39 protein-coding genes and 1 pseudogene are annotated in these 25355 nt (G+C 37.1%); 3 read left to right on the forward strand and 37 right to left on the reverse strand.

Annotation, left to right across the window (positions count from 1 at the left end):
- The 37 genes and pseudogenes from ABXT49_RS07405 to ABXT49_RS07585 all read right to left on the reverse strand — a co-directional run bounded on the left by ABXT49_RS07405 (window position 1) and on the right by ABXT49_RS07585 (window position 21418).
- Window positions 1-447, reverse strand: coding sequence for a GatB/YqeY domain-containing protein (locus tag ABXT49_RS07405; protein ID WP_416651606.1), 447 nt, complete (start codon window positions 445-447; stop codon window positions 1-3).
- Between the two features lie 32 nt (window positions 448-479).
- Complete coding sequence (gene rpsU, locus ABXT49_RS07410; protein ID WP_416651608.1) at window positions 480-695, reverse strand: 30S ribosomal protein S21; 216 nt, start codon at window positions 693-695, stop codon at window positions 480-482.
- Window positions 696-863: 168 nt separating this feature from the next.
- A pseudogene (gene rplQ / locus ABXT49_RS07415) lies at window positions 864-1244 on the reverse strand (50S ribosomal protein L17); the annotation flags it as partial.
- A gap of 9 nt (window positions 1245-1253) precedes the next feature.
- Window positions 1254-2234, reverse strand: coding sequence for a DNA-directed RNA polymerase subunit alpha (locus ABXT49_RS07420; RefSeq protein WP_416651610.1), 981 nt, complete (start codon window positions 2232-2234; stop codon window positions 1254-1256).
- Window positions 2235-2243: 9 nt separating this feature from the next.
- Complete coding sequence (gene rpsD, locus ABXT49_RS07425; protein ID WP_271537420.1) at window positions 2244-2870, reverse strand: 30S ribosomal protein S4; 627 nt, start codon at window positions 2868-2870, stop codon at window positions 2244-2246.
- Window positions 2871-2879: 9 nt separating this feature from the next.
- Window positions 2880-3266 carry a 30S ribosomal protein S11 gene (rpsK, locus tag ABXT49_RS07430; RefSeq protein WP_416651612.1) on the reverse strand — a complete coding sequence of 129 codons (387 nt, stop codon included), beginning with the start codon at window positions 3264-3266 and terminating at the stop codon, window positions 2880-2882.
- A gap of 18 nt (window positions 3267-3284) precedes the next feature.
- Window positions 3285-3638 carry a 30S ribosomal protein S13 gene (gene rpsM, locus ABXT49_RS07435; RefSeq protein WP_416651613.1) on the reverse strand — a complete coding sequence of 118 codons (354 nt, stop codon included), beginning with the start codon at window positions 3636-3638 and terminating at the stop codon, window positions 3285-3287.
- 114 nt (window positions 3639-3752) lie between these two features.
- On the reverse strand, window positions 3753-3866 hold the full coding sequence (gene rpmJ / locus ABXT49_RS07440) for a 50S ribosomal protein L36 (protein WP_020026342.1): 114 nt from the start codon (window positions 3864-3866) through the stop codon (window positions 3753-3755).
- Between the two features lie 9 nt (window positions 3867-3875).
- Window positions 3876-5156 carry a preprotein translocase subunit SecY gene (secY, locus tag ABXT49_RS07445; RefSeq protein WP_416651614.1) on the reverse strand — a complete coding sequence of 427 codons (1281 nt, stop codon included), beginning with the start codon at window positions 5154-5156 and terminating at the stop codon, window positions 3876-3878.
- A gap of 4 nt (window positions 5157-5160) precedes the next feature.
- Entirely contained in the window at window positions 5161-5595 is a 435-nt protein-coding gene (rplO, locus tag ABXT49_RS07450; RefSeq protein ID WP_416651616.1) for a 50S ribosomal protein L15, read from the reverse strand.
- Between the two features lie 3 nt (window positions 5596-5598).
- Complete coding sequence (gene rpmD, locus ABXT49_RS07455; protein ID WP_416651617.1) at window positions 5599-5922, reverse strand: 50S ribosomal protein L30; 324 nt, start codon at window positions 5920-5922, stop codon at window positions 5599-5601.
- Window positions 5922-6440 carry a 30S ribosomal protein S5 gene (rpsE, locus tag ABXT49_RS07460; RefSeq protein WP_271537431.1) on the reverse strand — a complete coding sequence of 173 codons (519 nt, stop codon included), beginning with the start codon at window positions 6438-6440 and terminating at the stop codon, window positions 5922-5924. The genes rpmD and rpsE overlap by 1 nt, the downstream gene beginning before the upstream one ends.
- A gap of 24 nt (window positions 6441-6464) precedes the next feature.
- Window positions 6465-6812: a 50S ribosomal protein L18 gene (gene rplR / locus ABXT49_RS07465; RefSeq protein ID WP_271537433.1), complete on the reverse strand. Its 348-nt coding sequence runs from the start codon at window positions 6810-6812 to the stop codon at window positions 6465-6467.
- A gap of 18 nt (window positions 6813-6830) precedes the next feature.
- A complete protein-coding gene (gene rplF, locus ABXT49_RS07470; protein WP_416651619.1) occupies window positions 6831-7376 on the reverse strand; it encodes a 50S ribosomal protein L6 in 546 nt (181 codons plus the stop codon).
- 15 nt (window positions 7377-7391) lie between these two features.
- The gene (gene rpsH / locus ABXT49_RS07475) at window positions 7392-7790 is read right to left on the reverse strand and encodes a 30S ribosomal protein S8 (RefSeq protein ID WP_416651621.1); all 399 of its coding nucleotides are present in this window, start codon (window positions 7788-7790) and stop codon (window positions 7392-7394) included.
- A gap of 9 nt (window positions 7791-7799) precedes the next feature.
- Complete coding sequence (gene rpsN, locus ABXT49_RS07480) at window positions 7800-8105, reverse strand: 30S ribosomal protein S14 (protein WP_416651622.1); 306 nt, start codon at window positions 8103-8105, stop codon at window positions 7800-7802.
- Window positions 8098-8649, reverse strand: a complete 552-nt coding sequence (gene rplE, locus ABXT49_RS07485) for a 50S ribosomal protein L5 (protein WP_416651624.1) — start codon at window positions 8647-8649, stop codon at window positions 8098-8100. Before rplE ends, rpsN begins: the two co-directional genes overlap by 8 nt.
- Window positions 8650-8672: 23 nt before the next feature.
- Window positions 8673-8984, reverse strand: coding sequence for a 50S ribosomal protein L24 (gene rplX, locus ABXT49_RS07490; protein ID WP_416651625.1), 312 nt, complete (start codon window positions 8982-8984; stop codon window positions 8673-8675).
- Window positions 8984-9352: a 50S ribosomal protein L14 gene (gene rplN, locus ABXT49_RS07495; protein ID WP_271537442.1), complete on the reverse strand. Its 369-nt coding sequence runs from the start codon at window positions 9350-9352 to the stop codon at window positions 8984-8986. The genes rplX and rplN overlap by 1 nt, the downstream gene beginning before the upstream one ends.
- A gap of 25 nt (window positions 9353-9377) precedes the next feature.
- Window positions 9378-9647 carry a 30S ribosomal protein S17 gene (gene rpsQ / locus ABXT49_RS07500; protein ID WP_416651627.1) on the reverse strand — a complete coding sequence of 90 codons (270 nt, stop codon included), beginning with the start codon at window positions 9645-9647 and terminating at the stop codon, window positions 9378-9380.
- On the reverse strand, window positions 9644-9832 hold the full coding sequence (rpmC, locus tag ABXT49_RS07505) for a 50S ribosomal protein L29 (protein ID WP_416651629.1): 189 nt from the start codon (window positions 9830-9832) through the stop codon (window positions 9644-9646). The genes rpsQ and rpmC overlap by 4 nt, the downstream gene beginning before the upstream one ends.
- On the reverse strand, window positions 9832-10242 hold the full coding sequence (gene rplP, locus ABXT49_RS07510; RefSeq protein ID WP_416651630.1) for a 50S ribosomal protein L16: 411 nt from the start codon (window positions 10240-10242) through the stop codon (window positions 9832-9834). The genes rpmC and rplP overlap by 1 nt, the downstream gene beginning before the upstream one ends.
- 12 nt (window positions 10243-10254) lie before the next feature.
- Window positions 10255-10947 (reverse strand): 30S ribosomal protein S3, encoded by a 693-nt coding sequence (gene rpsC / locus ABXT49_RS07515; protein ID WP_416651631.1) that lies wholly within the window; start codon window positions 10945-10947, stop codon window positions 10255-10257.
- A 6-nt stretch (window positions 10948-10953) separates the two neighbouring features.
- Window positions 10954-11283, reverse strand: coding sequence for a 50S ribosomal protein L22 (gene rplV / locus ABXT49_RS07520; protein WP_271537475.1), 330 nt, complete (start codon window positions 11281-11283; stop codon window positions 10954-10956).
- An 18-nt stretch (window positions 11284-11301) separates the two neighbouring features.
- Window positions 11302-11571 carry a 30S ribosomal protein S19 gene (gene rpsS / locus ABXT49_RS07525; RefSeq protein ID WP_271537450.1) on the reverse strand — a complete coding sequence of 90 codons (270 nt, stop codon included), beginning with the start codon at window positions 11569-11571 and terminating at the stop codon, window positions 11302-11304.
- A gap of 9 nt (window positions 11572-11580) precedes the next feature.
- Window positions 11581-12405, reverse strand: coding sequence for a 50S ribosomal protein L2 (gene rplB, locus ABXT49_RS07530; RefSeq protein ID WP_416651632.1), 825 nt, complete (start codon window positions 12403-12405; stop codon window positions 11581-11583).
- Window positions 12406-12415: 10 nt separating this feature from the next.
- A complete protein-coding gene (gene rplW, locus ABXT49_RS07535) occupies window positions 12416-12706 on the reverse strand; it encodes a 50S ribosomal protein L23 (protein ID WP_416651634.1) in 291 nt (96 codons plus the stop codon).
- Window positions 12703-13317 carry a 50S ribosomal protein L4 gene (gene rplD, locus ABXT49_RS07540; RefSeq protein WP_416653556.1) on the reverse strand — a complete coding sequence of 205 codons (615 nt, stop codon included), beginning with the start codon at window positions 13315-13317 and terminating at the stop codon, window positions 12703-12705. The genes rplW and rplD overlap by 4 nt, the downstream gene beginning before the upstream one ends.
- A 25-nt stretch (window positions 13318-13342) precedes the next feature.
- On the reverse strand, window positions 13343-14164 hold the full coding sequence (gene rplC, locus ABXT49_RS07545; RefSeq protein WP_416651635.1) for a 50S ribosomal protein L3: 822 nt from the start codon (window positions 14162-14164) through the stop codon (window positions 13343-13345).
- Between the two features lie 22 nt (window positions 14165-14186).
- A complete protein-coding gene (rpsJ, locus tag ABXT49_RS07550; protein WP_271537458.1) occupies window positions 14187-14498 on the reverse strand; it encodes a 30S ribosomal protein S10 in 312 nt (103 codons plus the stop codon).
- 79 nt (window positions 14499-14577) lie between these two features.
- Window positions 14578-15768, reverse strand: coding sequence for an elongation factor Tu (gene tuf / locus ABXT49_RS07555; RefSeq protein WP_416651344.1), 1191 nt, complete (start codon window positions 15766-15768; stop codon window positions 14578-14580).
- Window positions 15769-15781: 13 nt separating this feature from the next.
- The gene (gene fusA / locus ABXT49_RS07560) at window positions 15782-17884 is read right to left on the reverse strand and encodes an elongation factor G (protein WP_416651636.1); all 2103 of its coding nucleotides are present in this window, start codon (window positions 17882-17884) and stop codon (window positions 15782-15784) included.
- Window positions 17885-17899: 15 nt separating this feature from the next.
- Window positions 17900-18367 (reverse strand): 30S ribosomal protein S7, encoded by a 468-nt coding sequence (rpsG, locus tag ABXT49_RS07565; protein WP_271537464.1) that lies wholly within the window; start codon window positions 18365-18367, stop codon window positions 17900-17902.
- Window positions 18368-18387: 20 nt separating this feature from the next.
- Window positions 18388-18762: a 30S ribosomal protein S12 gene (gene rpsL / locus ABXT49_RS07570; protein ID WP_271537465.1), complete on the reverse strand. Its 375-nt coding sequence runs from the start codon at window positions 18760-18762 to the stop codon at window positions 18388-18390.
- Window positions 18763-18862: 100 nt separating this feature from the next.
- Entirely contained in the window at window positions 18863-19336 is a 474-nt protein-coding gene (locus ABXT49_RS07575; protein ID WP_416651638.1) for a low molecular weight protein-tyrosine-phosphatase, read from the reverse strand.
- A 123-nt stretch (window positions 19337-19459) separates the two neighbouring features.
- A complete protein-coding gene (locus ABXT49_RS07580) occupies window positions 19460-20458 on the reverse strand; it encodes a hypothetical protein (RefSeq protein WP_416651640.1) in 999 nt (332 codons plus the stop codon).
- 3 nt (window positions 20459-20461) lie between these two features.
- Window positions 20462-21418: a heparin lyase I family protein gene (locus ABXT49_RS07585; protein WP_416651642.1), complete on the reverse strand. Its 957-nt coding sequence runs from the start codon at window positions 21416-21418 to the stop codon at window positions 20462-20464.
- Window positions 21419-21741: 323 nt separating this feature from the next.
- On the opposite strand from ABXT49_RS07585, the gene ABXT49_RS07590 reads away from it, so the two are divergent.
- The 3 genes from ABXT49_RS07590 to ABXT49_RS07600 are packed head-to-tail and all read left to right on the forward strand — an operon-like array spanning window position 21742 to window position 25323.
- A complete protein-coding gene (locus ABXT49_RS07590) occupies window positions 21742-22584 on the forward strand; it encodes a KpsF/GutQ family sugar-phosphate isomerase (RefSeq protein WP_416653557.1) in 843 nt (280 codons plus the stop codon).
- 35 nt (window positions 22585-22619) lie between these two features.
- Window positions 22620-24008: a UDP-N-acetylmuramoyl-L-alanyl-D-glutamate--2,6-diaminopimelate ligase gene (locus ABXT49_RS07595; RefSeq protein ID WP_416651644.1), complete on the forward strand. Its 1389-nt coding sequence runs from the start codon at window positions 22620-22622 to the stop codon at window positions 24006-24008.
- On the forward strand, window positions 23995-25323 hold the full coding sequence (locus tag ABXT49_RS07600; RefSeq protein ID WP_416651646.1) for a UDP-N-acetylmuramoyl-tripeptide--D-alanyl-D-alanine ligase: 1329 nt from the start codon (window positions 23995-23997) through the stop codon (window positions 25321-25323). Before ABXT49_RS07595 ends, ABXT49_RS07600 begins: the two co-directional genes overlap by 14 nt.
- The last annotated feature ends 32 nt before the right edge of the window (window positions 25324-25355 follow it).

Genomic DNA, 25355 nt, shown 5'->3' on the forward strand with positions numbered 1-25355 from the left:
CTAGCTTAGTTTGGCTTTAATTAATTGGGAAACAAGGCCCATATCAGCTTTACCATCAAGCTGACTTTTAAGAACACCCATTAGCTTACCCATATCTTTCATAGAGTCAGCTCCAGTTTCAGAAATAGCTTTAATAACTGCAGCCTCAACCTCATCTTTACTTAGCTGCTTTGGCATGTAGTTATTTATAATTAAAAGCTCTGCCTCTTCAATGTCAACTAAGTCAGTTCTTCCAGCGTCTGAAAATTGTGTTATAGAATCTTTACGCTGCTTGACCATTTTTTGAATAACAGACAAAGCTTGGCTGTCAGTCAATTCGATGCGCTCATCTATTTCTTTTTGTTTAATTGCCCCAAGAATCATACGAATTGCTTTGAGGGCTTCTTTGTCTTTAGCCTTCATTGCTAACTTCATATCGTCAGTAATGAGTTGTTTTAGCTGTGACATATTTTGATTTACTTTCTCACTATAAATAGTGATTAGTACATGCGTTTGCGGTGAATACGATTTTTTGACATTTCTTTATGAGTTCTTTTAACTGCAGCAGCTTTTTTGCGCTTATTAACCCACGTAGGCTTCTCAAAATACTCTTTTTTCCTAACATCTGTGATAACTCCCGCTCTATCACAAAGACGTCTGAAACGACGAAGTGCAATATCAAATGGTTCATTCTCTCTTACTTTAATTGCTGGCATATGGTAATTCCTTTATGATTCTTTTTTTGTTGCTTGAGCTTTAGTTTCTTTCTTAGGTGCAGCAGCTTTAGTTTCTTTCTTAGGTGCAGCAGCTTTAGTTTCTTTCTTAGGTGCAGCAGCTTTAGTTTCTTTCTTAGGTGCAGCAGCTTTAGTTTCTTTCTTAGGTGCCTCAATAATAACCTCTTCTTGGCCTTCAAAATCAACTAATTGAACTAATGCCATTGGAGCTTTATCACCTGTACGAAAACCTGCTTTTAAAATACGTATATATCCACCAGGACGATCTTGATAAAAAGGGCCCAATTGCGTAAACAACTTAGCAACCATTGCATCATCTCTTAGTTTAGAGAAAATATGACGACGATTAGCAACGCTATCTGCCTTGGCTCTTGTAATTAAAGGCTCGATAACGCGTCTTAATTCTTTCGCTTTAGGAAGTGTTGTTTTAATTGTTTCATGCAGAATTAATGAATTAGCCATATTCTTAAACATGGCTTTTCTATGCGATGAATTTCTATTTAATTGTCTACCTGACTTTCTGTGTCTCATTATTTTTCCTTATTCACTCATTAAGTCAACTGGTGGCCAGTTTTCAATCTCTGTACCAAGCTCTAAATTTTTCTCAGTCAAAACTTCTTTAATTTCATTAAGTGACTTACGACCCAAGTTTGGAGTTCTAAGTAAGTCTTGCTCTGATTTTTGAATCAAGTCACCAATGTAATAGATTTGTTCGGCTTTCAAACAGTTTGCAGAGCGAACTGTTAATTCAAGCTCATCAACAGCCGATAAATACATTGGAGGAAAGTCATCTGAAGTTGGTTGCGGCTCTTCTTCGATTACTGGCTCTAACTCAACAAATGACGATAGTTGATCTTGAAGAATTGTAGCAGCTCTCTTAACAGCATCTTCAGCGTTAATTGAACCATTAGTTTCAATAACGATATTTAGCCTATCTAGATTCACTTTTTGCTCAACTCTTGCAGATTCAACTGTAAAGCTAACTCTTTTAATTGGAGAAAAACTTGCATCTAATTGAATACTTCCAATTGTTTCAGAATCAACTGATCTAGCGACAGCAACATCGTAACCAACACCAGTACCAATAACAACAGTCATTCTAATTTTTCCACCTTCATTAACAGTGGCTATTACTTTCTCAGGGTTAAATACAGAAACATCTGTACCATTTGCCTCAATATCTGCAACAGTAAGTTCACATGGACCTTGTTTCTCAATAATAACTGTAGCGCTATCACTTGAGTTTAGACCAATAGAAGCTTCTTTAAGATTAAGGAGTATATCTAGTACGTCTTCTTGAACACCTTCAATCGTTGAAAATTCATGCATTACACCATCGATTGCTACTTCTGTAATGGCAGACCCAACCATAGAAGATAATAATGTTCTTCTAATTGAATTTCCTAATGTGTGTCCAAATCCTCTTTCAAAAGGCTCAAGAACAACGCGATATTCATTTTTAGACAACTCAACTGAATCTACTAATTTTGGTTTTAGAAAATTTCTTGCACTTCCTTGCATATTTAATTCCTATTTAGAATACAATTCAACGATTAATTGCTCTGAAATATCTGAAGATAATTCATCGCGAGCAGGTACATTTTTAAAAACACCTTTCAATGCTTTGTTATCAACATCCAACCACTCAGATAATCCGCTCTGACCAGAAATTTCAAGTGCTAGTTGAATTCGGCTTTGTTTTTTTGCTTTTTCTCGAACAGAGATTTCATCATTTGCACTGACTTGGAAAGAGGGTATATTAACTAATTTTCCATTTACTACAATTGACTTATGAGACACTAACTGTCTAGCTTCTGCACGAGTAGAGGCGAAACCCATTCTGTAAACAACATTATCCAGGCGGCACTCAAGAAGTGATAATAAATTTTCACCCGTTGGTCCTTTTTTTGCACTAGCTTTTTTATAGTAAAGACTAAACTGCTTTTCTAAGACACCATAGATACGTCTAACTTTTTGCTTTTCACGAAGTTGTAAACCATATTCACTGCCTTTTTGACGACGCGCGTTTGCTCCATGCACCCCAGGAAGTTGTGTTAATTTACATTTAGAATCAATAGATCGAATTCCACTTTTAAGCTCTAAGTCAACACCTTCACGGCGAGCTAGCTTACATGTAGGACCTGTATATCTTGCCATAATTTATCCTTATACTCTACGTTTCTTAGAAGGACGACAACCATTATGAGGTATAGGCGTCACATCTGTTATTGATTGAATTTTTAACCCTTGTGCATTCAAGCCACGAATAGCAGAGTCGCGACCTGGGCCTGGACCTTTAACTCGAACTTCTACATTTTTCATTCCAAAAGCTTGTGCTTTTTCACCACAATTACCGGCAGCGACTTGTGCAGCAAACGGAGTAGATTTTCTAGAACCCCTAAAACCCGCACCACCTGAAGTTGCCCAACATAGTGTGTTTCCATGACGATCTGTGATCATCACGATAGTGTTATTAAAAGTTGCATGAATATGCGCAATACCGTCAGAAACGATTTTCTTAGACTTCTTTTTAACTGTTTGCTCTTTTGCCATAGTAACTATATGCCTTAATTATTTGATTAAACGACGCGGACCCTTTCGAGTTCTAGCGTTTGTTTTAGTTCTTTGACCACGTAAAGGTAATCCCTTTCTATGGCGAATACCACGATAGCAGCCTAAATCTCTAAGACGCTTTATATTCATAGCAACTTCACGACGCAAGTCCCCTTCAACTTCAAATTGAGAGATTGCTGTACGAATTGACTCTAACTGATCTTCAGTTAATGCAGATACCTTCGTACTCGGCTCTAACTTTAGTGTTTTACAAATTAACTTTGATCTAGTTTCTCCAATACCAAAAATTGATTGTAAACCAATTACAATATGCTTGTTTGTTGGAATATTTATGCCTGCAATACGTGCCATATACTCTACCTATGCCTCAAAAAAATTATATTTTTGAATGGATATTTCCATTCAAAATTTTAAAGTTGAAAAATCGTGCAATTTTACTTTGTAAATCAACGTCTGTCAATGTCATCAACCTTGCCTTTGCTTATGACGAGGCTCTTTACATATGACACGAATCACTCCATGTCTCTTAATAATTTTGCAATCCTTACAAATTTTTTTCACTGATGCTCTCACTTTCATAACTTACCCTTACTTTAAATTTGCTTTACGCATTAAACCTTCATATTGATTAGACATCATATGAGATTGCGCTTGTGCTATAAAATCCATTACTACAACTACGATAATCAAAAGGCTAGTACCACCAAAGTAGAAAGGCACGTTCCAATATAAAATTAAAAACTCTGGAAGTAAGCATACTGCTGTTATATAAATAGCTCCCACTGCTGTTAACCTAGAAGTAACCGCATCTATATAGTCTGCTGAGTGCTGCCCAGGTCTAATTCCTGGAATAAAACCACCTGATTTCCTTAAGTTGTCTGCTGTATCTTTTGCATTAAAAGTTAGAGCAGTATAGAAAAATGTAAAAAAGATAATGGCTGCGCCATAAAAAATTATATAAAGAGGTTGTCCAGGTGAAATACTTGACGTAATGTCTGCTAACCAGCCCATCCCATCAGATTGAGAAAACCAACCACCTAAAGTTGCAGGAAATAGAATAATACTCGAAGCAAAAATTGGCGGTATTACTCCTGCCATATTGATCTTAAGTGGTAAATAAGAAGTCTGGCCACCGACCATTTTTCGTCCCTGTTGCCTCTTTGCATAATTAACTGCAATTCTTCTTTGCCCACGCTCCATGAAAACAACAAAGGCCATAACTAAAACAACCATTGCTAGCATTAGTACTACGACAAATACGCTTAATTCCCCAGTACCTACCATACTAAGTGTGTTTCCAAATGAAGAAGGTAATCCTGCAACAATACCCGCAAAAATTATCATCGAGATTCCATTTCCAATTCCTTTTTCACTAATCTGTTCTCCAAGCCACATCAAGAATAAAGTACCAGTAGTTAGTGTAACTACTGTAACAAAACTAAATGTTAGACCAGGATTTGTAACTAACGCAACACCGCCGCCTGATTGAGACTGAAGCGCAATTGATACACCATAAGATTGAAACACCGCTAAAAGGACTGTACCCATTCTAGTATATTGAGTAATCGTTCTTCTTCCTCGATCACCTTCTTTTTTAAGCTGTTCAAATTTTGGAACAACTGAAGTCATCAAGTTCATGATAATGGAAGAAGAAATATAAGGCATAATTCCAAGCGTAAATATCGATAAGCGCTCTAACGCTCCGCCTGAAAACATATTCATCATTCCTAATATGCCAGTTCTATTATCTTCAACGAGAGAGGCAAGCGCAGTCTGCGATATAAATGGAATCACAATATGCGTTCCAAGTCTGAAAACGATTAAAGCACCGACTAGGTATAGGATGCGTTTTAATAGATCTTCACTCATCTCATTACTCGCTTATGGTTCCTTTTGCAGCTTCAATAGCTGCTTTAGCACCCTTAGTTGGCTTAATTCCAACTAAGTTAATAGCGCGATTGATTTCACCTGACAGCATAACCTTAACTCTTAATATATTTTTAGTTACAAGGTTGTGCTTCTTAAGAACATCAATATTGATGTCAGTTTCAGTTAACTTATCAAGTTGAGATAAAGTTACCTGAGAAGTTATTATAGAAACCCTTGACGAAAAGCCAACCTTAGGCAATCTTCTTTGAAGTGGCATCTGACCACCTTCAAAACCAACCTTAGAAAATCCACCAGATCGTGATTTTTGACCTTTGTGACCCCTACCAGCAGTTTTACCCATTCCAGAACCTATGCCTCTTCCGACACGCTTTCTGCTAGTTTTTTCGCCTACTGCAGGCTTCAAAGTATTTAAATTCATTATTTAACCCTCAACTTTTAATAAGTAAGACACTTTATTAATCATGCCTCTTACTTCTGGCGTGTCTTCAAGAACAACCGTATGGTTAATTCTTTTTAATCCTAAACCAGTTACTGTAGCACGATGCTTAGGAAGACGCCCATAAAAACTTTTAACTAATGTCACACTTACTGTTGGCTTTGTAGATGAAGCTTTTTTAGTAGGTGCTTTTTTTGTTTCAACTACTTTAGTAGCCTCAACTTTCTTATCAGCAACTTTTTTAGGGGCTGCTTTTTTAGGAGCTGCTTTTTTAGGGGCTGCTTTGATATCTACTTTTTTCTCAGCCATCAGACCTCTCCAGTAATTTGTTCAACTGTTTTGCCGCGCTTTGCAGCAACTATTTGTGGCGATGACATTTGAGTTAAACCTTCAACAGTAGCCCTAACAACACTAATTGGGTTACGAGTACCATTACACTTTGCCAAAATATTATGTACACCAACTGCCTCTAAAACACTACGCATTGGTCCGCCAGCAATCACACCTGTACCTTCAGATGCTGGCTGCATATAAACTTTAGCAGCTCCAACAGATGATGTAATAGGGTAGTGCAATGTTCCATTTACTAATGGGACTGGCTTCATTGCTCTTTTAGCTTTATCCATTGCTTTTTGAATAGCTAAAGGAACTTCACGCGCTTTTCCAGTTCCATACCCAACTTTTCCGTTTCCATCACCAACTACTACTAGAGCAGAAAAACCAAAAATTCTACCGCCTTTAACAACTTTAACTACGCGTCGAATATTAACCAGCTTTTCGATGAATTCGCTTTCTTCTTTATAATTATTTCTTTTATTATCAGCCATTCTTTAAACCTTAAATTTACTTAATTAAAAATCTAATCCGCCTTCTCTTGCCGCTTCAGCAAGGGCTTTTACTCGTCCGTGATACTTAAATCCAGAACGATCAAATGCGACCTTAGAAACTTTAGCTTTTTTAGCAGCCTTTGCTATCAAATCTCCAACCTTTGAAGCGGCTTCAACATTTCCACCATTCTTCATTTTCAAAGATATGCTTGATGCAGAAGCTAACGTTTTCGTGCCACAACCACTAATAATCTGAGCATATATATGTTGAGAAGATTTAAATACACATAAACGCTCAACATCTCTTTCAGCATGCTTTGCTCTAAATTTTGTTGCTCTTCTTAAACGAGCATCTTTTTTTGATAATTTCATTTAACTACCTTTAATCTATTATTTTTTCTTAGCAGCTTTACGAACAACCTGCTCATCTGTATAGCGAACACCTTTACCTTTATATGGCTCTGGTGGACGGAATGCTCTAATTTCTGCTGCTGCTTGACCAACTTTCTGCTTATCAATACCTTTAACAATAACCTCTGTCTGCGAAGGAGTTTCAACAGAAATACCTTCAGGCAAGTTATAGTTAACTGGATGAGAAAAACCTAAAGTTAAGTTTAATACTTTACCTTGCGCTTTAGCACGATAACCAACTCCAATTAGGGTTAACTTCTTCTCCCAGCCTTCGGTAACGCCTTTAATTAAATTTGCTGTATTTGCTCTTACTGTTCCAGCTTGAGCCCATGCGCCTTTTTGTTCTTTCTTACTCACTTCATTTGGCTCAAAGGTTAATACATTATCGTTATTAGAAACAAGGACTGCTGAATTAACGTGCATTGTCATTTCACCAAGTTTTCCTTTGACCGAAATTAATCCTTCAGCTTGCGTAATATTTACGCCTTCAGGGATTGTAATTGGTGCTTTTGCAATTCTAGACATTCTTAATCTCCAATATTATGAAACACTGCACAAGACTTCACCACCAATATTTTGGGCTTTGGCAGCTTGACCTGTCATCACACCTTTTGGTGTTGAAACAATGACAATACCTAAACCATTCATAATTCTTGGCATCTCGTCTTTGCTTGCATAATGTCTTAAGCTAGGCTTAGAAATTCTGTTTAAGGATTCAATAACTGGTTGGTCATCAAAATATTTTAATTTTATTACTAACGTTTTGTTAGCAGCTTTATCACCTTCAATAGCAAAAGAAGTAATATAACCTTCGTCTTGCATAACACTGGCAATTGCAGACTTCAAATTTGAAGCTGGGATACTTACTTGATCTTTATTAACTGCTTGTGCATTCCTAATTCTAGTCAACATATCAGCTATTGGGTCAGACATACTCATATTAAACTCCTACCAGCTTGCTTTAGATAATCCAGGAACTTCACCATTCATAGTGCGCTCTCTGAGTTGAGATTTGGCCAAGCCAAATTTACGATAAAACCCATGAGGACGTCCTGACAGACCGCAACGGTTACGTTGACGAACAGGTGAAGCATCTCTTGGAAGTGATTGCAATTTAATCACCGCCTGGAAACGATCTTCATCAGAGGTATGAATACTCTTAATAATTTTTTTTAGCTCAAGGCGTTTTTCCTTGAACTTTTCAACCAACTTTGATCGCTTAAGATCTCTGTTAATCATAGACTTTTTAGCCATTATTTTCTCCTTTAAATGGAAAATTAAACATCGCCAATAGTTTCTTAGCATCTTCATCATTTTTTGCATTGGTAGTGATTGCAATATCCATACCACGTACTTTTGTTACTTTATCAAATTCTATTTCAGGAAACACTATTTGCTCTGTAATTCCCATATTGTAGTTTCCACGCCCATCAAACGATTTATCATTAAGTCCACGAAAATCTCTAATGCGAGGTATTGCAACATTCACTAAACGATCTAAAAATTCGTACATTCTTTCTTTTCTCAAAGTAACTTTACATCCAATAGCATTGCCCTCTCTGAGCTTAAAACTAGCTACTGACTTTCTTGCTAAACAAGTCATTGGCTTTTGTGAAGAAATTAGGCCAAGCTCCTCAAGAGCACTTTCTAATATTTTTTTATCACCCAATGCACTACCTAAGCCCATATTGATTGTTATTTTTTCAATCTTAGGAACAGACATTGAATTTGAAACACCTAATACTTCCTTTAATTTAGGGAGAATTTCATTTTTGTATTGTTCTTGTAATCTAGACACTTATCACCTATTTATTTGTTATATCAAAGTACGGATTCACCGCTCGATTTGTAAAATCTCTCTTTTACGCCTTTATCATCAGCCCTAACTCCAATGCGATCTGCCTTCTTTGAAGTTGGGTTGTAAATTGCAACATTTGAGATACTTAATGGCATTTCCTTTTCTTCGATGCCACCTTGAATCCCTTCCTGAGGATTAGCACGAACATGTTTTTTGGCAAGGTTTAAACCTTCAACAATAACTTTTGCTCCAAGCACTTTTTTTACAGATCCAATTGAGCCCTTGTCTTTTCCTGCAATAACTATTACTTCATCATTTTGCTTAATTTTCATCATTACAGAACCTCTGGTGCAAGTGAAACAATCTTCATAAACTGTGCATTTCTTAATTCACGAGTCACAGGTCCAAAAATACGTGTGCCGATTGGCTCTAATTTAGGATTTAAAAGTACTACAGCATTGTTATCAAAACGAATTCGAGATCCATCACTTCGGCGAACACCTTGAGCTGTTCGAACAACTACTGCATCATAAACATCACCTTTCTTAACTTTACCTCGTGGAGATGCTTCTTTTATACTAACCTTAATAACGTCACCAATATTGGCATAACGACGCTTAGAACCACCTAAAACTTTAATACACATTGCTTTAACACCGCCACTATTGTCAGCTATATGTAATCTTGTTTGCATTTGAATCATATTCTTCTCTCTTAAATGCTACTAGTTAATCAATATTTACAGATTTTTCAACAACTTCTACCAACGCCCAATTCTTTGTTTTCGAAAATGGCTTTGATTCAGAAACTTTTACGACATCACCAAGACCACATTCATTCTTTTCATCATGTGCGTGGACTTTTGTACTGCGCTTAATATATTTTTTATAAATTGGATGACGGACTTTGCGTTCAACTAAAACAGCAATGGTTTTGTCACGACTATTACTAACAACTGTTCCTGTTAGTGTTCTTTCTACTGAATTAGTTTCACTCATGACTTCTTCTCATTAATTATTGTTTTAATTTGGGCAATTGATTTTTTTGATTTACTAAGCTTTGATAAATCACTCAATTGAGAAGTACTCTGCTGCATGCGCAATTCAAAGTGCTCTTTAAGCAAGGTTATAAGCTGTTCATTTAATTGAGACTCATCTTGATCTCTTAATTCTTTAACATCCATTACATTATTGTCCGTTTAATTACTGTTGTTTTAACTGGAAGCTTTGCAGCTGCAAGCTCAAAAGCTTCTCTCGCAGTTACTTCGTCAACTCCCTGCATTTCAAATAACATTTGGCCAGGCTTAATAAGTGCAACCCAATATTCAACACTCCCTTTACCTTTACCCATGCGAACTTCTAAGGGTTTTTTAGTAATTGGCTTATCAGGAAAGACACGAATCCAAATTTTTCCTTGACGCTTAACATGTCTTGTCATTGCACGACGTGCAGCTTCAATCTGTCTCGCAGTCATTCGACATCTTCCAGTTGCTTGCAGCCCAATATCGCCAAAGCTTACATTGTGACCAGCAGCTAAACCACGGTTGCGGTTTTTCATCATTTTTCTAAATTTTGTACGTTTAGGTTGCAACATTTGTTAATTCCTTTACTTCTTTACTGTTTGTTTTCCAGCACCACGCTTTGAAACTTCTTCAATAGTGCCTTTATTATGATCTAAGATTTCGCCTTTAAAAATCCATACTTTAATGCCGATAACTCCATACTGAGTATTTGCTCTATAACTACTATAGTCAACGTCAGCTCTAAATGTGTGTAACGGAACACGGCCTTCACGGTACCACTCAGATCGAGCAATTTCAGCACCATTTAATCTACCACTTACCATTATTTTAATTCCTAGAGCACCCAATCTTGTAGCATTACCTAGCACACGCTTTACTGCGCGTCGATACATCACTCGTTTTTCAAGCTGTTGTGCAATGTTCTCAGCAACTAAGCGAGCATCTAATTCTGGTTGCTTAACTTCTTCAATACTAATATGAACTGGAACGCCCATCATTTTTGATACTAGGTTCTTCAACTTCTCAATATCAGCTCCTTTTTTGCCAATGACTATTCCAGGTCGAGCTGTATGAATAATAACTTTAGCTGTATTTGATAATCTTTCAATACTAATACGACTTACTGAAGCCGTTGATAACTCTTTAAACAAGAAATCTCTCACAGAAATGTCAGACAACAAATATTCTGAATAGTTTTTACTACTGGCATACCACTTTGAATGCCAATCTTTTACAATTCCTAATCTAATGCCTACTGGATTTACTTTTTGACCCATAATTTTTTACTCGCTTACGCCAACACTAATGTGGCTTGATCGTTTAAGAATACGATTCGCTCTACCTTTTGCTCTTGGGCGAATACGTTTCATTGTAGAACCTTCATTTACGAAAATACTACTTACCTTTAGTTCATCTACATCTAATCCATCATTATGCTCAGCATTAGAAATCGCCGAACTTAAAACTTTTTTTACAAGTACCGCAGCCTTTTTATTGCTAAATGTCAGAATACTCAAAGCCTCTTCAACTGGCTTATTTCGAATTTGATCAGCAATTAATCTAACTTTAAAAGGTGAGATTTTTGCATATTTATGAATTGCTTTAACTTCTATCATGATGTCACCTTATGCCTACGATTTACGGTCACCAGAGTGACTCTTGAATGTTCTTGTTACGGCAAACTCGCCTAGTTTATGGCCAATCATATTCTCATTAATCGAAACTGGAACATGATTACGCCCATTATGTATAGCTATTGTTAGCCCAATCATTTCAGGAACAATAACTGAACGACGCGACCAAGTCTTAATTGGTTTTCTATCGTTGTTATCTTGAGCCTTTAATACTTTCTTGATTAAGTGCTCATCTACAAATGGACCTTTTCTTAGTGATCTTGCCATAATTTCCCTTTAATTTCTACGACGTACGATAAGTTTATCAGTACGTTTATTGCTTCGTGTTTTGTATCCCTTAGTAGGAGTACCCCAAGGAGAAACCGGATGCCTACCACCACTAGTTTTTCCTTCACCACCTCCATGTGGGTGATCGACTGGATTCATTACTACACCACGAACTGTTGGTCTAACACCTCTCCAGCGTGTTGCTCCAGCCTTTCCTAGTTTTCTTAAACTATGTTCTGACTTTGAAACCTGCCCAAGAGTAGCACGACATTCAGCTAGTACTTTTCTAACTTCACCAGAGCGAAGCCTAAGGGTAACGTAGTTACCTTCTTTAGCAACTAGTTGGACTGATGTACCCGCACTGCGAGCAATTTGAGCACCTTTTTGTGGCTTAAGCTCAACACAATGTATTACGCTACCAAGTGGGATGTTACTCAAAGGCAAGGCATTACCAGCTTGTATAGCAACTGAGTTTCCAGAAATTACTTGGTCTCCAGCATTAACACCCTTCGGTGCAATTATGTACCGTCTTTCACCATCAGCATATAAAACTAAAGCAATGTTTGCACTTCTATTTGGATCGTATTCAATTCTTTCTACTGTTGCAGCAATATCATCCTTATTACGTTTAAAGTCGATAATACGATATCTCTGTTTATGGCCTCCACCTCTATGCCTAACTGTGATTTTTCCACGGTTATTTCGACCATTTATTCTATTCTTACTCTCTGTTAAAGCTGCAAAAGGCTTTCCCTTATGCAAATCTTTATCAACAACACTGACAACATGTCTTCTGCCTGGTGAGGTTGGTTTTCTTTTTATAACTAATGCCATAATAAATTCTCTATGAAGCAGTTACGTCAATCATCTGACCTTCAGACACTTTAACGACCGCTTTTTTCCAATTAACACGCTGTCCAACTTTACCTTTGTAAGTCTTTCTCTTGCCTTTTACATTCGAAGTAGTAACACCTTCAACAGTAACTCCAAATAATTCTTCAACTGCAGCTTTAACTTCTCTCTTATTGCTATCAGGTTTGACCTTAAAGATGTACTGGTTATTAGCTGATGCTAGAGTAGATTTTTCAGAAACAATTGGTCCTAGTAGGACACTTAATATTTTTTCTTTATTCATAACATTGCCTCAACTTTTTTTAACGCAGCTTTTGTCATTACAACATTGTCATAACCAATTAAGCTTACTGGGTCAATACTTTGAGTATCGCAAACACCAACATGGTATAAATTCCTTGAAGACAAGTACAAGTTCTCATCTAGCTCATCTGTCATTAACAAAGCATCCTTAAGATTTAAGGATTTCATTAGTGACGTAATATTTTTTGTTTTAGGTTCGGTAATTTCAAGATCTGAAACTATCTTTAGGCGATCATTGCGAAGTAGCTCCGAAAATATAACGCTAATTGCACCTTTGTACATTTTTTTATTAACTTTTTGAGAATAATTACGAGGCTGAGCGGCAAAAGTTACACCACCACTTCTCCAAATAGGTCCACGTGAAGTACCTGCTCTAGCACGACCAGTTCCCTTCTGTTTCCAAGGCTTCTTTCCACCACCACTTACAGCAGCACGATTTTTTTGTGCTTTAGTGCCACTTCTACCACCCGCCATATAAGCAGTTGTTATTTGATGAACTAATGACTCATTATAGTTCCGACCAAAAATATCATCTGAAACTTCTTGAGAAGTAGATTTGTTCGTTTTTAAATTTAATACTTTTACTTTCATCATTAGACCTTTAAATAACTATTTATTAAGCTTCAGTTTCTTTATCTTGATTTTGTTCTATATCTGCTGCAACATCTTCAACTATAGGAGCTTCAACTTCTGCTTCCACTGATGCCTCAACAACTGTTTCTTCAGCTTCTTCAACTGGAGCAACTTGTTGATCAGATAGCTGCTTACTTATTTCAGAATTAATTTTGTTCTTTTTATCTGACAAAAACACCCTTACAAAGCCATTTTTAGAGCCTGGAATTGCGCCTTTAACTAATAATAGATTACGCTCACTATCAACCCGTAGGATTTCCAAACACTCTTCTGTCACTTGAGCATTACCCATTTGACCGGCCATTTTTTTACCTTTAAATACGCGACCTGGATCCTGACATTGTCCTGTTGAACCAATCGCACGGTGAGAAACTGAGTTTCCATGAGTTGCATCTTGCATACTAAAGTTATGACGCTTTACACCACCCTGAAATCCTTTACCTTTCGATTTACCTGTGACATTTACATAATGCCCAGCACCAAAAAATGAAACATCAAGGTTAGGCATATCAGAAACTTCGTTTTCACTTACTCTCATTTCCCAAAGTCCAAGGCCAATTTCTTGAGAAGCTTTTGCGTAATGACCTTTTAATGAACTAGATACGCGACGGATTTTTGCATCGCCTTTTTTATTAGTCTTTTTTCCTGTTGTAACTTGAACAGCATTATAACCATCTGTATCAACAGACTTACTCTGCACTACTCGGTTAGGTTCTATCTTAATGACACTAACAGAAGACGCTGAACCATCATCAGCCATCAAACGTGTCATTCCTAATTTTTTTCCTACTAATGCAATTGCCATTTTATTAATCCTTTCTATTCTATTAGTTAAGTTGGATTTTTACATCAACACCAGCTGCAAGATCCAATTTCATCAATGCGTCTACTGTTTTATCTGTTGGACTAATTACGTCCATCAACCTAACATAAGTTTTAAGTTGGTACTGATCTCTAGCATCTTTATTAACATGCGGAGAAGACAACACAGTAAAACGCTCTGTCTTGGTAGGCAAAGGGATTGGACCCCTTACACTTGCACCAGTTCGTTTCGCTGTTTCTACAATCTCTACGGCAGATTTGTCGATTAATCGATGATCAAATGCCTTTAATTTAATTCTAATATTTTGATTGCTCATTTGCCTATTTACCTTATCTAACTTGTGATACGAAAAAACCGTCGATTATACAAGATATCGACGGCTCTTATTCAACTAATCAACTCGTAATTTTCGAGACGACTCCAGCACCTACTGTACGTCCACCTTCTCTAATTGCAAATCTTAATCCTTCTTCCATTGCAATCGGAGCTAGTAACTCAATTGTCATCTTCACATTGTCACCTGGCATAACCATTTCAACGCCTTTTGGCAGTTCGCATGCACCAGTAACGTCTGTTGTTCTGAAGTAGAACTGTGGACGATAATTGTTAAAGAATGGAGTATGACGTCCACCTTCTTCTTTACTTAAAACATATATCTCTGCTTCAAACTTAGTGTGTGGGTTAATCGTACCTTTTTTAGCAAGTACTTGACCACGCTCAACATCTTCACGCTTCGTACCACGTAGAAGAACACCAACGTTATCACCTGCTTCACCTGAGTCAAGCAATTTTCTAAACATTTCAACACCTGTACAAGTAGTCAGCTGCGTATCTTTAATACCAACGATTTCGATTTCATCACCAACATTAACAACACCACGTTCAATACGACCTGTTACAACTGTTCCACGGCCTGAGATTGAGAACACGTCCTCAATTGGCATTAGGAATGTCTTATCTGTATCACGCTCTGGAGTTGGGATGTATGTATCTAATGCTTCAACTAACTTCATAATTGAAGGAACACCAATATCTGATGTGTCACCTTCTAGTGCTTTCAATGCTGAACCAAAAATCACTGGAGTGTCATCACCTGGGAATTCGTATTCTGTCAAAAGTTCACGGATTTCCATTTCAACAAGCTCTACTAATTCTTCATCATCAACCATATCGGCTTTGTTCATGTAAACAACGATGTAAGGAACACCCACTTGACGAGACAATAGAATGTGCTCACGTGTTTGAGCCATTGGTCCATCAGTTGCAGCGATTACAATAATAGCGCCGTCCATTTGAGCAGCACCCGTAATCATGTTCTTAACGTAGTCCGCGTGTCCTGGGCAATCAACGTGAGCGTAGTGACGAGCTTCTGACTCATACTCTACGTGCGCTGTTGAGATCGTAATACCACGCTCTCTTTCTTCAGGAGCATTATCAATATTTGCATAATCCTTGAATTCACCACCGTTCATCTCAGCCATAACCTTAGTAAGGGCTGCAGTTAAAGTAGTTTTTCCATGGTCAACGTGACCAATTGTTCCCACATTTACGTGTGGTTTGGTTCTTTCAAATTTCTCTTTTGCCATTTCTAATCCCCTATTAAGTATTTAATTTTTCAATAACATCTTCAGCAACATTCCTTGGAGCAGCAGTATATTTAGCAAACTCCATAGAGTAATTTGCACGCCCTTGAGACATCGAACGAAGATCCGTTGCATATCCAAACATTTCTGCTAAAGGAACCTCAGCCTTGATTTGCTTACCAGCTGGAGTGTCGTCCATAGCACTTACAATACCTCTCCTTCGATTTAAGTCACCCATGACATCACCCATATAATCCTCAGGTGTTGATACTTCAACTTTCATCATTGGCTCTAGTAATTGAGGATTAGCAAGTTTAACGCCTTCTCTAACACACATAGAGGCTGCAATTTTAAACGCCATTTCGTTGGAATCGACATCATGATAAGACCCATCATAGACAGTAACTTTAACATCAACTAATGGGAATCCAGCAATAACGCCGTTTTGCATTTGCTCTTGAACACCTTTATTAACTGCTGGTACATATTCCTTAGGAATAACACCACCTTTAATTTCATCAACAAATTCATAGCCGGCACCAGGCTCTTGTGGCTCTATTCTTAGATAAACATGGCCATACTGACCACGACCACCAGATTGTTTTGCAAATTTATGTTCGTGCTCAACAAGCTTAGTAATTGTTTCACGATACGCTACTTGAGGGGCACCAACATTACACCCAACATCAAATTCACGCATCATACGATCAACAATAATATCCAAGTGAAGCTCGCCCATACCTGCAATAATTGTTTGTCCAGACTCTTCATCTGTAGAAACTCTAAAAGAAGGGTCTTCATTAGCTAGCTTTCCTAAAGCAATACCCATTTTTTCTTGGTCAACTTTAGTTTTAGGCTCAACTGCAACAGCAATTACTGGCTCAGGGAATTCCATTCTTTCAAGAATAATTTTATCTTTCATGTCACATAGGGTGTCACCAGTCGTAACATCTTTTAGGCCAATAGCTGCAGCAATATCTCCAGCTCTTACCTCTTTAATTTCTTCACGATCATTAGAGTGCATTTGCACAATTCGGCCGATACGCTCTTTCTTGCCTTTAGATGAGTTATATACAAAATCACCTGACTTCAAAACACCAGAGTAAACCCTAAAGAAAGTTAGGTTACCAACAAAAGGGTCTGTCGCAATTTTAAAAGCTAGAGCTGCAAAAGGCTCATCATCTTTAGGAGGCCTTACTCCTTCTGATTCAGCAGCATCATCTAATATTCCAGTAATAGCATCCACTTCTTCTGGAGAAGGCATATACATTACCATAGCGTCTAGAACAGCCTGGACACCTTTATTTTTAAACGCTGTACCACAGAACATTGGAATAATTTGATTTGCAATGGTTTGAAGACGGATACCTTCTTTAATTTCATCAGGATTCAATTCACCGTCATCAAGGTACTTCTCCATAAGTACTTCGTTAGCCTCTGCTGCAGATTCCATCATGAATTCACGTTTCTCATCTGCAAGATCTTGCAAATTAGCAGGAATATCTTTCACTTCATATGTTGCGCCTTGGTCTTCTTCATTCCAATAAATGGCTTTCATACGGATAAGATCAACTACGCCTTCAAAGGCATCTTCTGCACCAATAGCAATTTGCATCGGAACAGGGTTAGCACCTAATCTTGTTTTAATTTGGTCGCATACACGTAAAAAATCCGCGCCTGCTCGATCCATCTTGTTAACAAAGCCAATTCTAGGAACGTTATATTTATTTGCTTGTCTCCAAACTGTTTCAGATTGTGGTTCTACACCGCCCACAGCACAAAAAACGGCGCAAGCGCCGTCTAATACTTTTAGTGACCTTTCAACTTCAATCGTGAAATCAACGTGGCCTGGGGTATCAATAATATTAATTCGGTGATCTTCAAACTGACCATCCATTCCTTTCCAGAAACAAGTAGTTGCAGCTGAAGTAATTGTAATACCTCGCTCCTGCTCTTGCTCCATCCAGTCCATTGTTGCACTTCCATCATGGACTTCACCAATTTTGTGAGTACGTCCTGTATAAAGAAGTATGCGTTCAGTAGTCGTCGTCTTTCCAGCATCAATATGTGCCATGATACCAACGTTACGATAACGATTAATTGGAGTAATTCTTGCCATGATTGAGTCCTTAAATTACCAGCGGAAATGAGCAAATGCTTTATTAGCATCCGCCATTCTATGAGTGTCTTCTTTTTTCTTAAATGCAGTACCACGGTTTTGAACTGCATCTAGCACTTCGCCTGCCAACCTAAGCTTCATTCCTTTTTCACCACGCTTTCTTGATGCTTCGATAATCCATCGCATCGCCAAAGCAACTTTACGATCTGATCTTACTTCTACTGGAACCTGATATGTAGAACCACCAACACGGCGAGATTTGATTTCAACTGCTGGACCAATATTTTCAAGAGCTTTTTTAAATGTTTCAACTGGCTCCGCGTTTCCTTTAGATTCAATTGTATCTAGTGCATCATAGACAATCTTTTCAGCGACTGATTTTTTACCATCTAGCATTAAAATATTTACAAACTTAGCTAGCACAAGATCATGGTACTTAGGATCTGGCAATATTAATCTTTTTGGGGCGGCTCTTCTTCTCATATTAGTCTTCTCTTAATAAATTATGTTTTTGGTTTTTTTGTACCGTATTTTGATCTGCCTTGCATTCTTCCATCTACACCAGTTGTATCTAATGCTCCACGAACAGTGTGGTAACGTACACCAGGTAAATCTTTAACACGGCCACCACGAATAAGAATCACCGAGTGTTCTTGTAAGTTATGTCCTTCACCACCAATATAAGTTGTAACTTCAGCAGAATTAGTTAATCTAACGCGAGCAACTTTTCTTAAAGCAGAGTTAGGCTTCTTTGGTGTTGTTGTATAAACTCGAGTGCATACTCCACGTTTTTGCGGGCAGCTGTCCAGCGCTGGGACACCAGTTTTAACAATCTTCTTACTTCTTGGCTTTCTTACCAATTGGTTAATCGTTGACATAAAGGTTTATACTCCAATGTATATTTAATTTTTCGCCCACATAGCGGGGTCAATAAAGCGGGCAATTATACTTTGGTGCTGACTCGAATGTCAATGAATATTAGTCTTTTTTTACTATACTTTCAAAAAATGATGTGCAAGCTGAGTAAAGCATCTCAAAGACTTCATCAAACTTTCCCTCATAATAGGGGTCAGGAACACTAGCACCATAATGTTCTTTAGAATAATTTAACATTAATTCAATCTTTGAATGACTTTCTGAAGGTTGGATTGATTTCAATCTTGCGAGATTGTCAGAATCCATGGCAATAATGTAGTCATAATAATAAAAATCACTCTCATGAACGTGCCTTGCTCTCTGACTTGACAAATCAACGCCATGATTTATAGCGGCTTGTTGAGACCTTTGATCAGGTGAATTACCTATATGGTATGCGTGAGTCCCAGCCGAATCTATTTCAAAATGTTGAGATTTATTATTTTTTTCAACAATTGATCGAAAAGCACCCTCAGCAGTTGGAGAGCGACAAATATTACCCATACAAACAAACAGAACTTTGTTTTTTAATTCCACTGAAATAGCTCAGATAATATAAATGGTAAAAGTTTTCCCATCCCGAGATTATATTTCAATTTGTGCTTAGTTCAAATTTGATTTACAAGGTTAAAGTTAAGAGAGATCTCCCTTAATTTAAGATTAATACTTTTCTTTTTTGAAGTCGATAATTACATCATAAAAGGATGGATAAAAATTTTCATCAAGGACATACGCTTTAGTATTATTATCCCAAGACTTTATTTCATCAAATCCTCCTCTCAATTGAAGAGAATCCATACTTCCTGAGAACTTAATAGTCTTAGGCTCAACCATATGCCTAATTGGGTTGAACTCAAATGAGACATTTATGTTTCCTTCTTTATCAATTACACCTTCAAAAGTATCATAAGTGCTGATTGCACTCGTATCGAGGTATCGATATTTCCTTGCAACACTAATCTTCCCATCTTTAATTATGAATTGTGCGCTGCCGATATTTTGAATGCCTTTATCTGATTCGTTGGAAAGCAAGAAAGCATAAGATCCATCAAATGAATTAGCTGCCTCGCCAACTTTCTTGGCAGGCTCGATAGGCTTTAGAGCCTTTAGAGGCTTAATCTTGATAATCATGTCAAAATAATCATCAAACTTTCCTTTTATTTGAAGCTCATCCATACTTCCTGAGAATCCTACAAGTCTAGGACTACCCTTACCCTGAAGAGCATTAACTTCAAATGAGGCAATGATATTTCCTTCTGTATCAATATAACCCTTGAAAGTATTATAATATTTTGTTGAACTTGTATCGAGCCATCGAGGTTTTTTTGCAACACTAATCTTTCCATCTAGTATTTCTAATACACCTTTACCAATATCTTTATGACCTTCAGACGGATTAAATCGGCTCAATGTAAATGAATAAGAGCCATCCAAAACATTTGATACCTCCCCCCGTTGCTTTGCAACTCCTTTAGAGCAACTAATTAACCTTTTTGAAACTAGACTTTCAATAATTTCAGGAGGAGAAGGTTGGTCCATCCATTCACAAAGCTGATTATCTGTCCAGTCATCAAAAAGAGCTGCTACTGAGGGGTTACCTAGTCCAATAGATAGCAACAATAGGATGAGTAGCTTATTAATATGAGATATTAACTTCATAGGCTAATCAATTGCCTTTAGGTTAGGATTAATATTAAAGTCAACCTCTTCAACGGATGAACCTCTTCTTATTTCGTCATAATAAACAATTTGTATTGGTGTATCTAGATTATATTTTTGCTTATATTTAGTAACAAAACTTTGATAGATGCCGTATTTAAAAAATATAGATTCTGGCAAATGAAGTCCAGTTGGAGGCTGGTTGATATTAAATTTTATCTTTCCATTAACCCATAGGGACATATTGTTTTTTGCAAAGTCTAGACAGAATGAAATATCTGTCCACTTGCCTTTCATCTCATCCAGTGAAAGAAGTCGAAATTTTAAATCTGTTTGTTTTATGTCAGTTCTAGAGCCATGCAGATAAAGCCAATCAAAATCATAATATCCCTCTTGCGCATGAAACATAAGCACTCCTGGTTGTGATTTGAAACCTTCCATAAATCCTTTTGGACCTCCTTTTTGCTGAATTTGCCCTAGGGCTGTTGGTGAAGAATCCATAGTGACAAAACTATCATCTAACATAATACTAAAAGCCATACATTGTTTACCGACTGGAGGAAGAGGGGATGCGGTAAATTCAACTCTTTGTCTGTCATTCGCACAATCGTCCCAGTCTGTATATGAACCACAGTCACCATCACGGAGCTCAAAACGTTGATAGTGATTTCCTCTTCTTGATTTTGGTGAATCATTTAAATACTGAAAGTTATGACTACTCAGTCCGGTCATTGTATTGGAAAGCTGTTTCCAACCTGAATGATTTACAGGATTAATCTCTGTAATTAGACTATTACTTGGCGACGATTTTTGTTCGTTATTATTCTTACCACAGTTATAAACAAAGTATGTTCCGTCTGCAGAGATACTCCTAACTGGATCACTCCCATCTGGGCAAGACCCGGCATATGCTTGGATTGAGAAAAGGGTTAAGGTTAGAACTAGAAAGACTTTTTTCATGTACATATTATATTTCACTTTGAGCTCTTATTTATCTTTAAAAAATAATCTTTGGCAAAAGTACAAAAACCTCAAAATAAATACGCATTAAACAATTGTTCACATCAGTTTTATGATTAAGAAATAATTATATAACCCATACTTGTTAAATAATATTTATAATCTATCAATACACAACAAAGACCAATTCTACTATGCCTGTGGGTAAATCAATAATCGATATTGCTAAAGACGTCATTCAAACTGAAGCTGATTCTGTTTTAAAACTTATGGACAGAATTGATCAAAATTTTGGTGAGGTTTGCCAAATTCTTAAAAACTGTATGGGAAAAGTCGTTCTAATTGGGATGGGTAAATCAGGCCATATTGCCAAAAAAATCTCCTCCACCCTGTCATCAACAGGGACACCTGCTTTCTATTTACATCCAGCTGAGGCTGGTCATGGCGACCTTGGAATGATTAGTCATAATGATGTGGTTATCATGATTTCCTATTCCGGAGAATCAGATGAGATTATCTCATTACTCCCAGGAATCAAAAGAATGAATGTGCCTATTATCAGCATGACAGGAAATGCTAATTCTTTGATCGCCTCATCAAGTGATTTTCATTTAGATATAAGTGTCGATAATGAAGCATGCCCTAACAATTTAGCGCCAACCTCCAGCACTACCGCAACCTTGGTTATGGGTGATGCAATTGCTGTCTCGCTTATGTCCTTAAATAATTTCACATCAGATGATTTTGCCATGTCTCATCCTTCAGGCTCGCTAGGCAGGAGACTACTAACGCTTGTCTCCAGTATTATGAAATCAGGGGAAGATATACCAAAGGTCACTAAAGAGATGCTGCTTATTGATAGCCTTTTAGTGATGAGTGAAAAGGCACTTGGGATGGTCCTCATTGCTGAAAATGAAAAGCTCGTGGGAATATTTACTGATGGTGACTTAAGAAGGGCTTTAGAGTCTAATGTAGATTTTCAGAAATTAACCATTCAAGATGTCATGACCAAAGATTGCAAGTCCATTGAACCACAAGAGCCTGCATTAATCGCAATGCAGTTGATGGAAAAATACAGCTTAAATTCACTGCCAGTTGTTGACTCAAGTAATAATATAATTGGCGCAATCAACATGCACACCTTGATTCAAGCGAAATTATTTTAGTAAGTTGACCATTACCTTTATAGGTTTTAATAACAATGGACATTAAAATCCTTTTATCTAATATTGCTGAAACTACTGAAGCATTTGATGTTTCTGGTCTTTCACTCAATACGAAAACACTTACTAAGGGTGATTTGTTTATTGCCCTTCAAGGTGAGAAAAATCATGGTGCTGAGTATATTGACAGTGCAATTGAAAATGGCTGCATAGGGGTTTTAATTGAAGGAAGAGATGTTGATTGCGGCGTCCCAATCATCAGAATTGACAACCTTAAGCTTCACCTTTCTGGGCTTGCTCAAAACTTCTACACCAAAGCAAAGGATGTTGATCTCATTGCAGTCACGGGTACAAATGGTAAGACGTCTGTCAGTCATTACATTTCACAGCTACTAGACTTCTTAAAAGTTAATAATGGCGTTATTGGGACTCTTGGAATCAGCAAGGTTGAAAAGAAAAGTATAAACACAACACCTGACATCCTCTCGATATACAGCTCACTTGAAGAATACAGCAACCAGGGAATTGAACTAGCCATTATTGAGGCCTCTTCGCATGCGCTCATGCAAGATCGGCTTAAAGGGCTTTCATTTATTCAGGGCATCTTCACCAACTTGACTCAAGATCATCTTGATTATCATGAAACAATGAATAATTATAAAGAGGCCAAAGGTAAATTATTTACGAATGGTTTTTCAAAAAAAGCAATTATTAATAGGGATGATGAAAATCATCAATATTTTTTAGATACTGCCTCTGACAAAGATCCACTTACCTTTGGAATCGATGATTTAGAATTCTTTAAAACTAGTGAGAATGGTTTTATTTGTCAGCTCAATAATTACGTCTTTGAGTTACCCTTAATAGGGGAGTTTAATTTATCAAATGCTCTTGCAGCATTCACTAGTGTTAAATGTTTGGGATATAGTGAAGATCAAATTATTCCTTTTCTTGCAAAACTTTCTCCGCCACCTGGCAGAATGCAACAACTTGAAAACAGCCATATTTGGATAGACTATGCACACACACCAGATGCACTTGATAATGCCCTTGCATCTCTTAGGAGGCACTATCCTGAATTTAAAATCAGAGTGCTTTTTGGGTGCGGTGGAGATAGGGATAAAACCAAGAGGCAGTTAATGGGGAAAATTGCAAGTGAAAATGCTGACAGCATAATTCTTACAAACGATAATCCAAGAAGCGAAAGTCCAGAAAAAATTATTGAAGATATACTTGGCGGAATTAAAGTAGAGAATGATGTTCAGGTAATTTTAGATCGAAAACATGCAATAGAAACGGTAGTAAAAACCTTAGGGGAAGATGAGGTATTACTTATAGCAGGCAAGGGTCACGAAACAACACAAACTATTGGTGATCAAATTTTTCAGTTCAGTGATGTTGAGGTCGCATTAGATGCTTTCATCTGACACCGATAAAATAAGCAAAATTATTAATGGTAAATCAAGCTCAGATAAAGCGATCAACTTTCAGGGCATTTGTACTGACACTCGAGGTCAAATTTCTGGAAAGCTTTTTATTGCGCTTGAAGGTGAAAATTTTGATGGTCATGACTTTATTCAACAAGCAGAAGATTTAGGTGCTAGTGCAGCTATTACTAATAAAAAAGTTAACTCAAATTTACCTATTATTGAAGTTAGTAATTCAGAAATAGCTTACCAAAAATTAGCCACTTGGCATCGTCAATCTCACTCACCAATTGTAATTGCAATTACTGGAAGCAATGGAAAAACCTCAACAAAAAACATGCTTCACTCAATCTTGTCCCTACAAGGCCCAACACTTTCAACTAAAGGTAATCTTAATAATCACTTAGGTGTTCCTAAAACACTTTTAGAGCTTGAAAAAAATCACCAATACTGCATTATTGAAATGGGCGCAAATCATGTAAATGAAATTGAGCTATTGTGCAAGTTGGCTCAGCCACATATTGCAATCATTACAAATGCGAATAATGCGCACCTTGGTGAGTTTGGCAGTGAGCAAAACTTAGTAAAAGCAAAAGGGGAGATTCTCGAATCTTTATCTGAAGACGGTATTGCAATCGTTAATAAATCCTCACCTCATATCAATATCTGGGAAAAAATGTCTAACACTAAAGTTCTAACTTTTTTTGGTAATGAAAGTGACATATATGCCAGTGATATTAAGCAAACTAGTTCCGCTATAACCTTTAATCTTAACTTTAATCTTAGCTCTGTAAATATAACTCTTTCTATGATTGGCATACATCAAATAGACAATGCATTAGCAGCCTCAGCTTGTGCCCTTAACCTTGGGATTAGCCCTCAGATAATAAAAAAAGGTCTTGAGAATTCAGCACCTGAAAAAGGGCGGCTAGAATTAATTAAACTTCAAAATTTCACTATACTTGATGATAGTTATAATGCAAATCCACAATCAATGAAAGCTGCAATTGACTCACTTAAACAATTTCCTGGAAAGAAAGTTTTAGTTCTGGGAGCAATGGCAGAACTTGGTAAAGATTCAAAAAAACTTCATCAACAAATTGGAGATTATGCGCGTCAACAAAATATTAATAATCTTCTAACAATTGGTCAAGAGGCTCAATACTATAAAGGTAGCCATTTTGAGAATATTGAATCAATATTTAATGAGATAGAGAGCCATCATAAAGGCGCTACAATTTTAATAAAAGGTTCAAGAATGATGGAGCTTAATAAATTGGTTGATAATTTAATAAATACCTCAAACTCTTCTTGACCTTTGCATGAAACATGGCGATAATTACGCTG

The sequence above is a fragment of the Candidatus Pseudothioglobus sp. Uisw_086 genome (assembly GCF_048085745.1).
In the GTDB taxonomy this organism is placed as follows: domain Bacteria; phylum Pseudomonadota; class Gammaproteobacteria; order PS1; family Pseudothioglobaceae; genus Pseudothioglobus.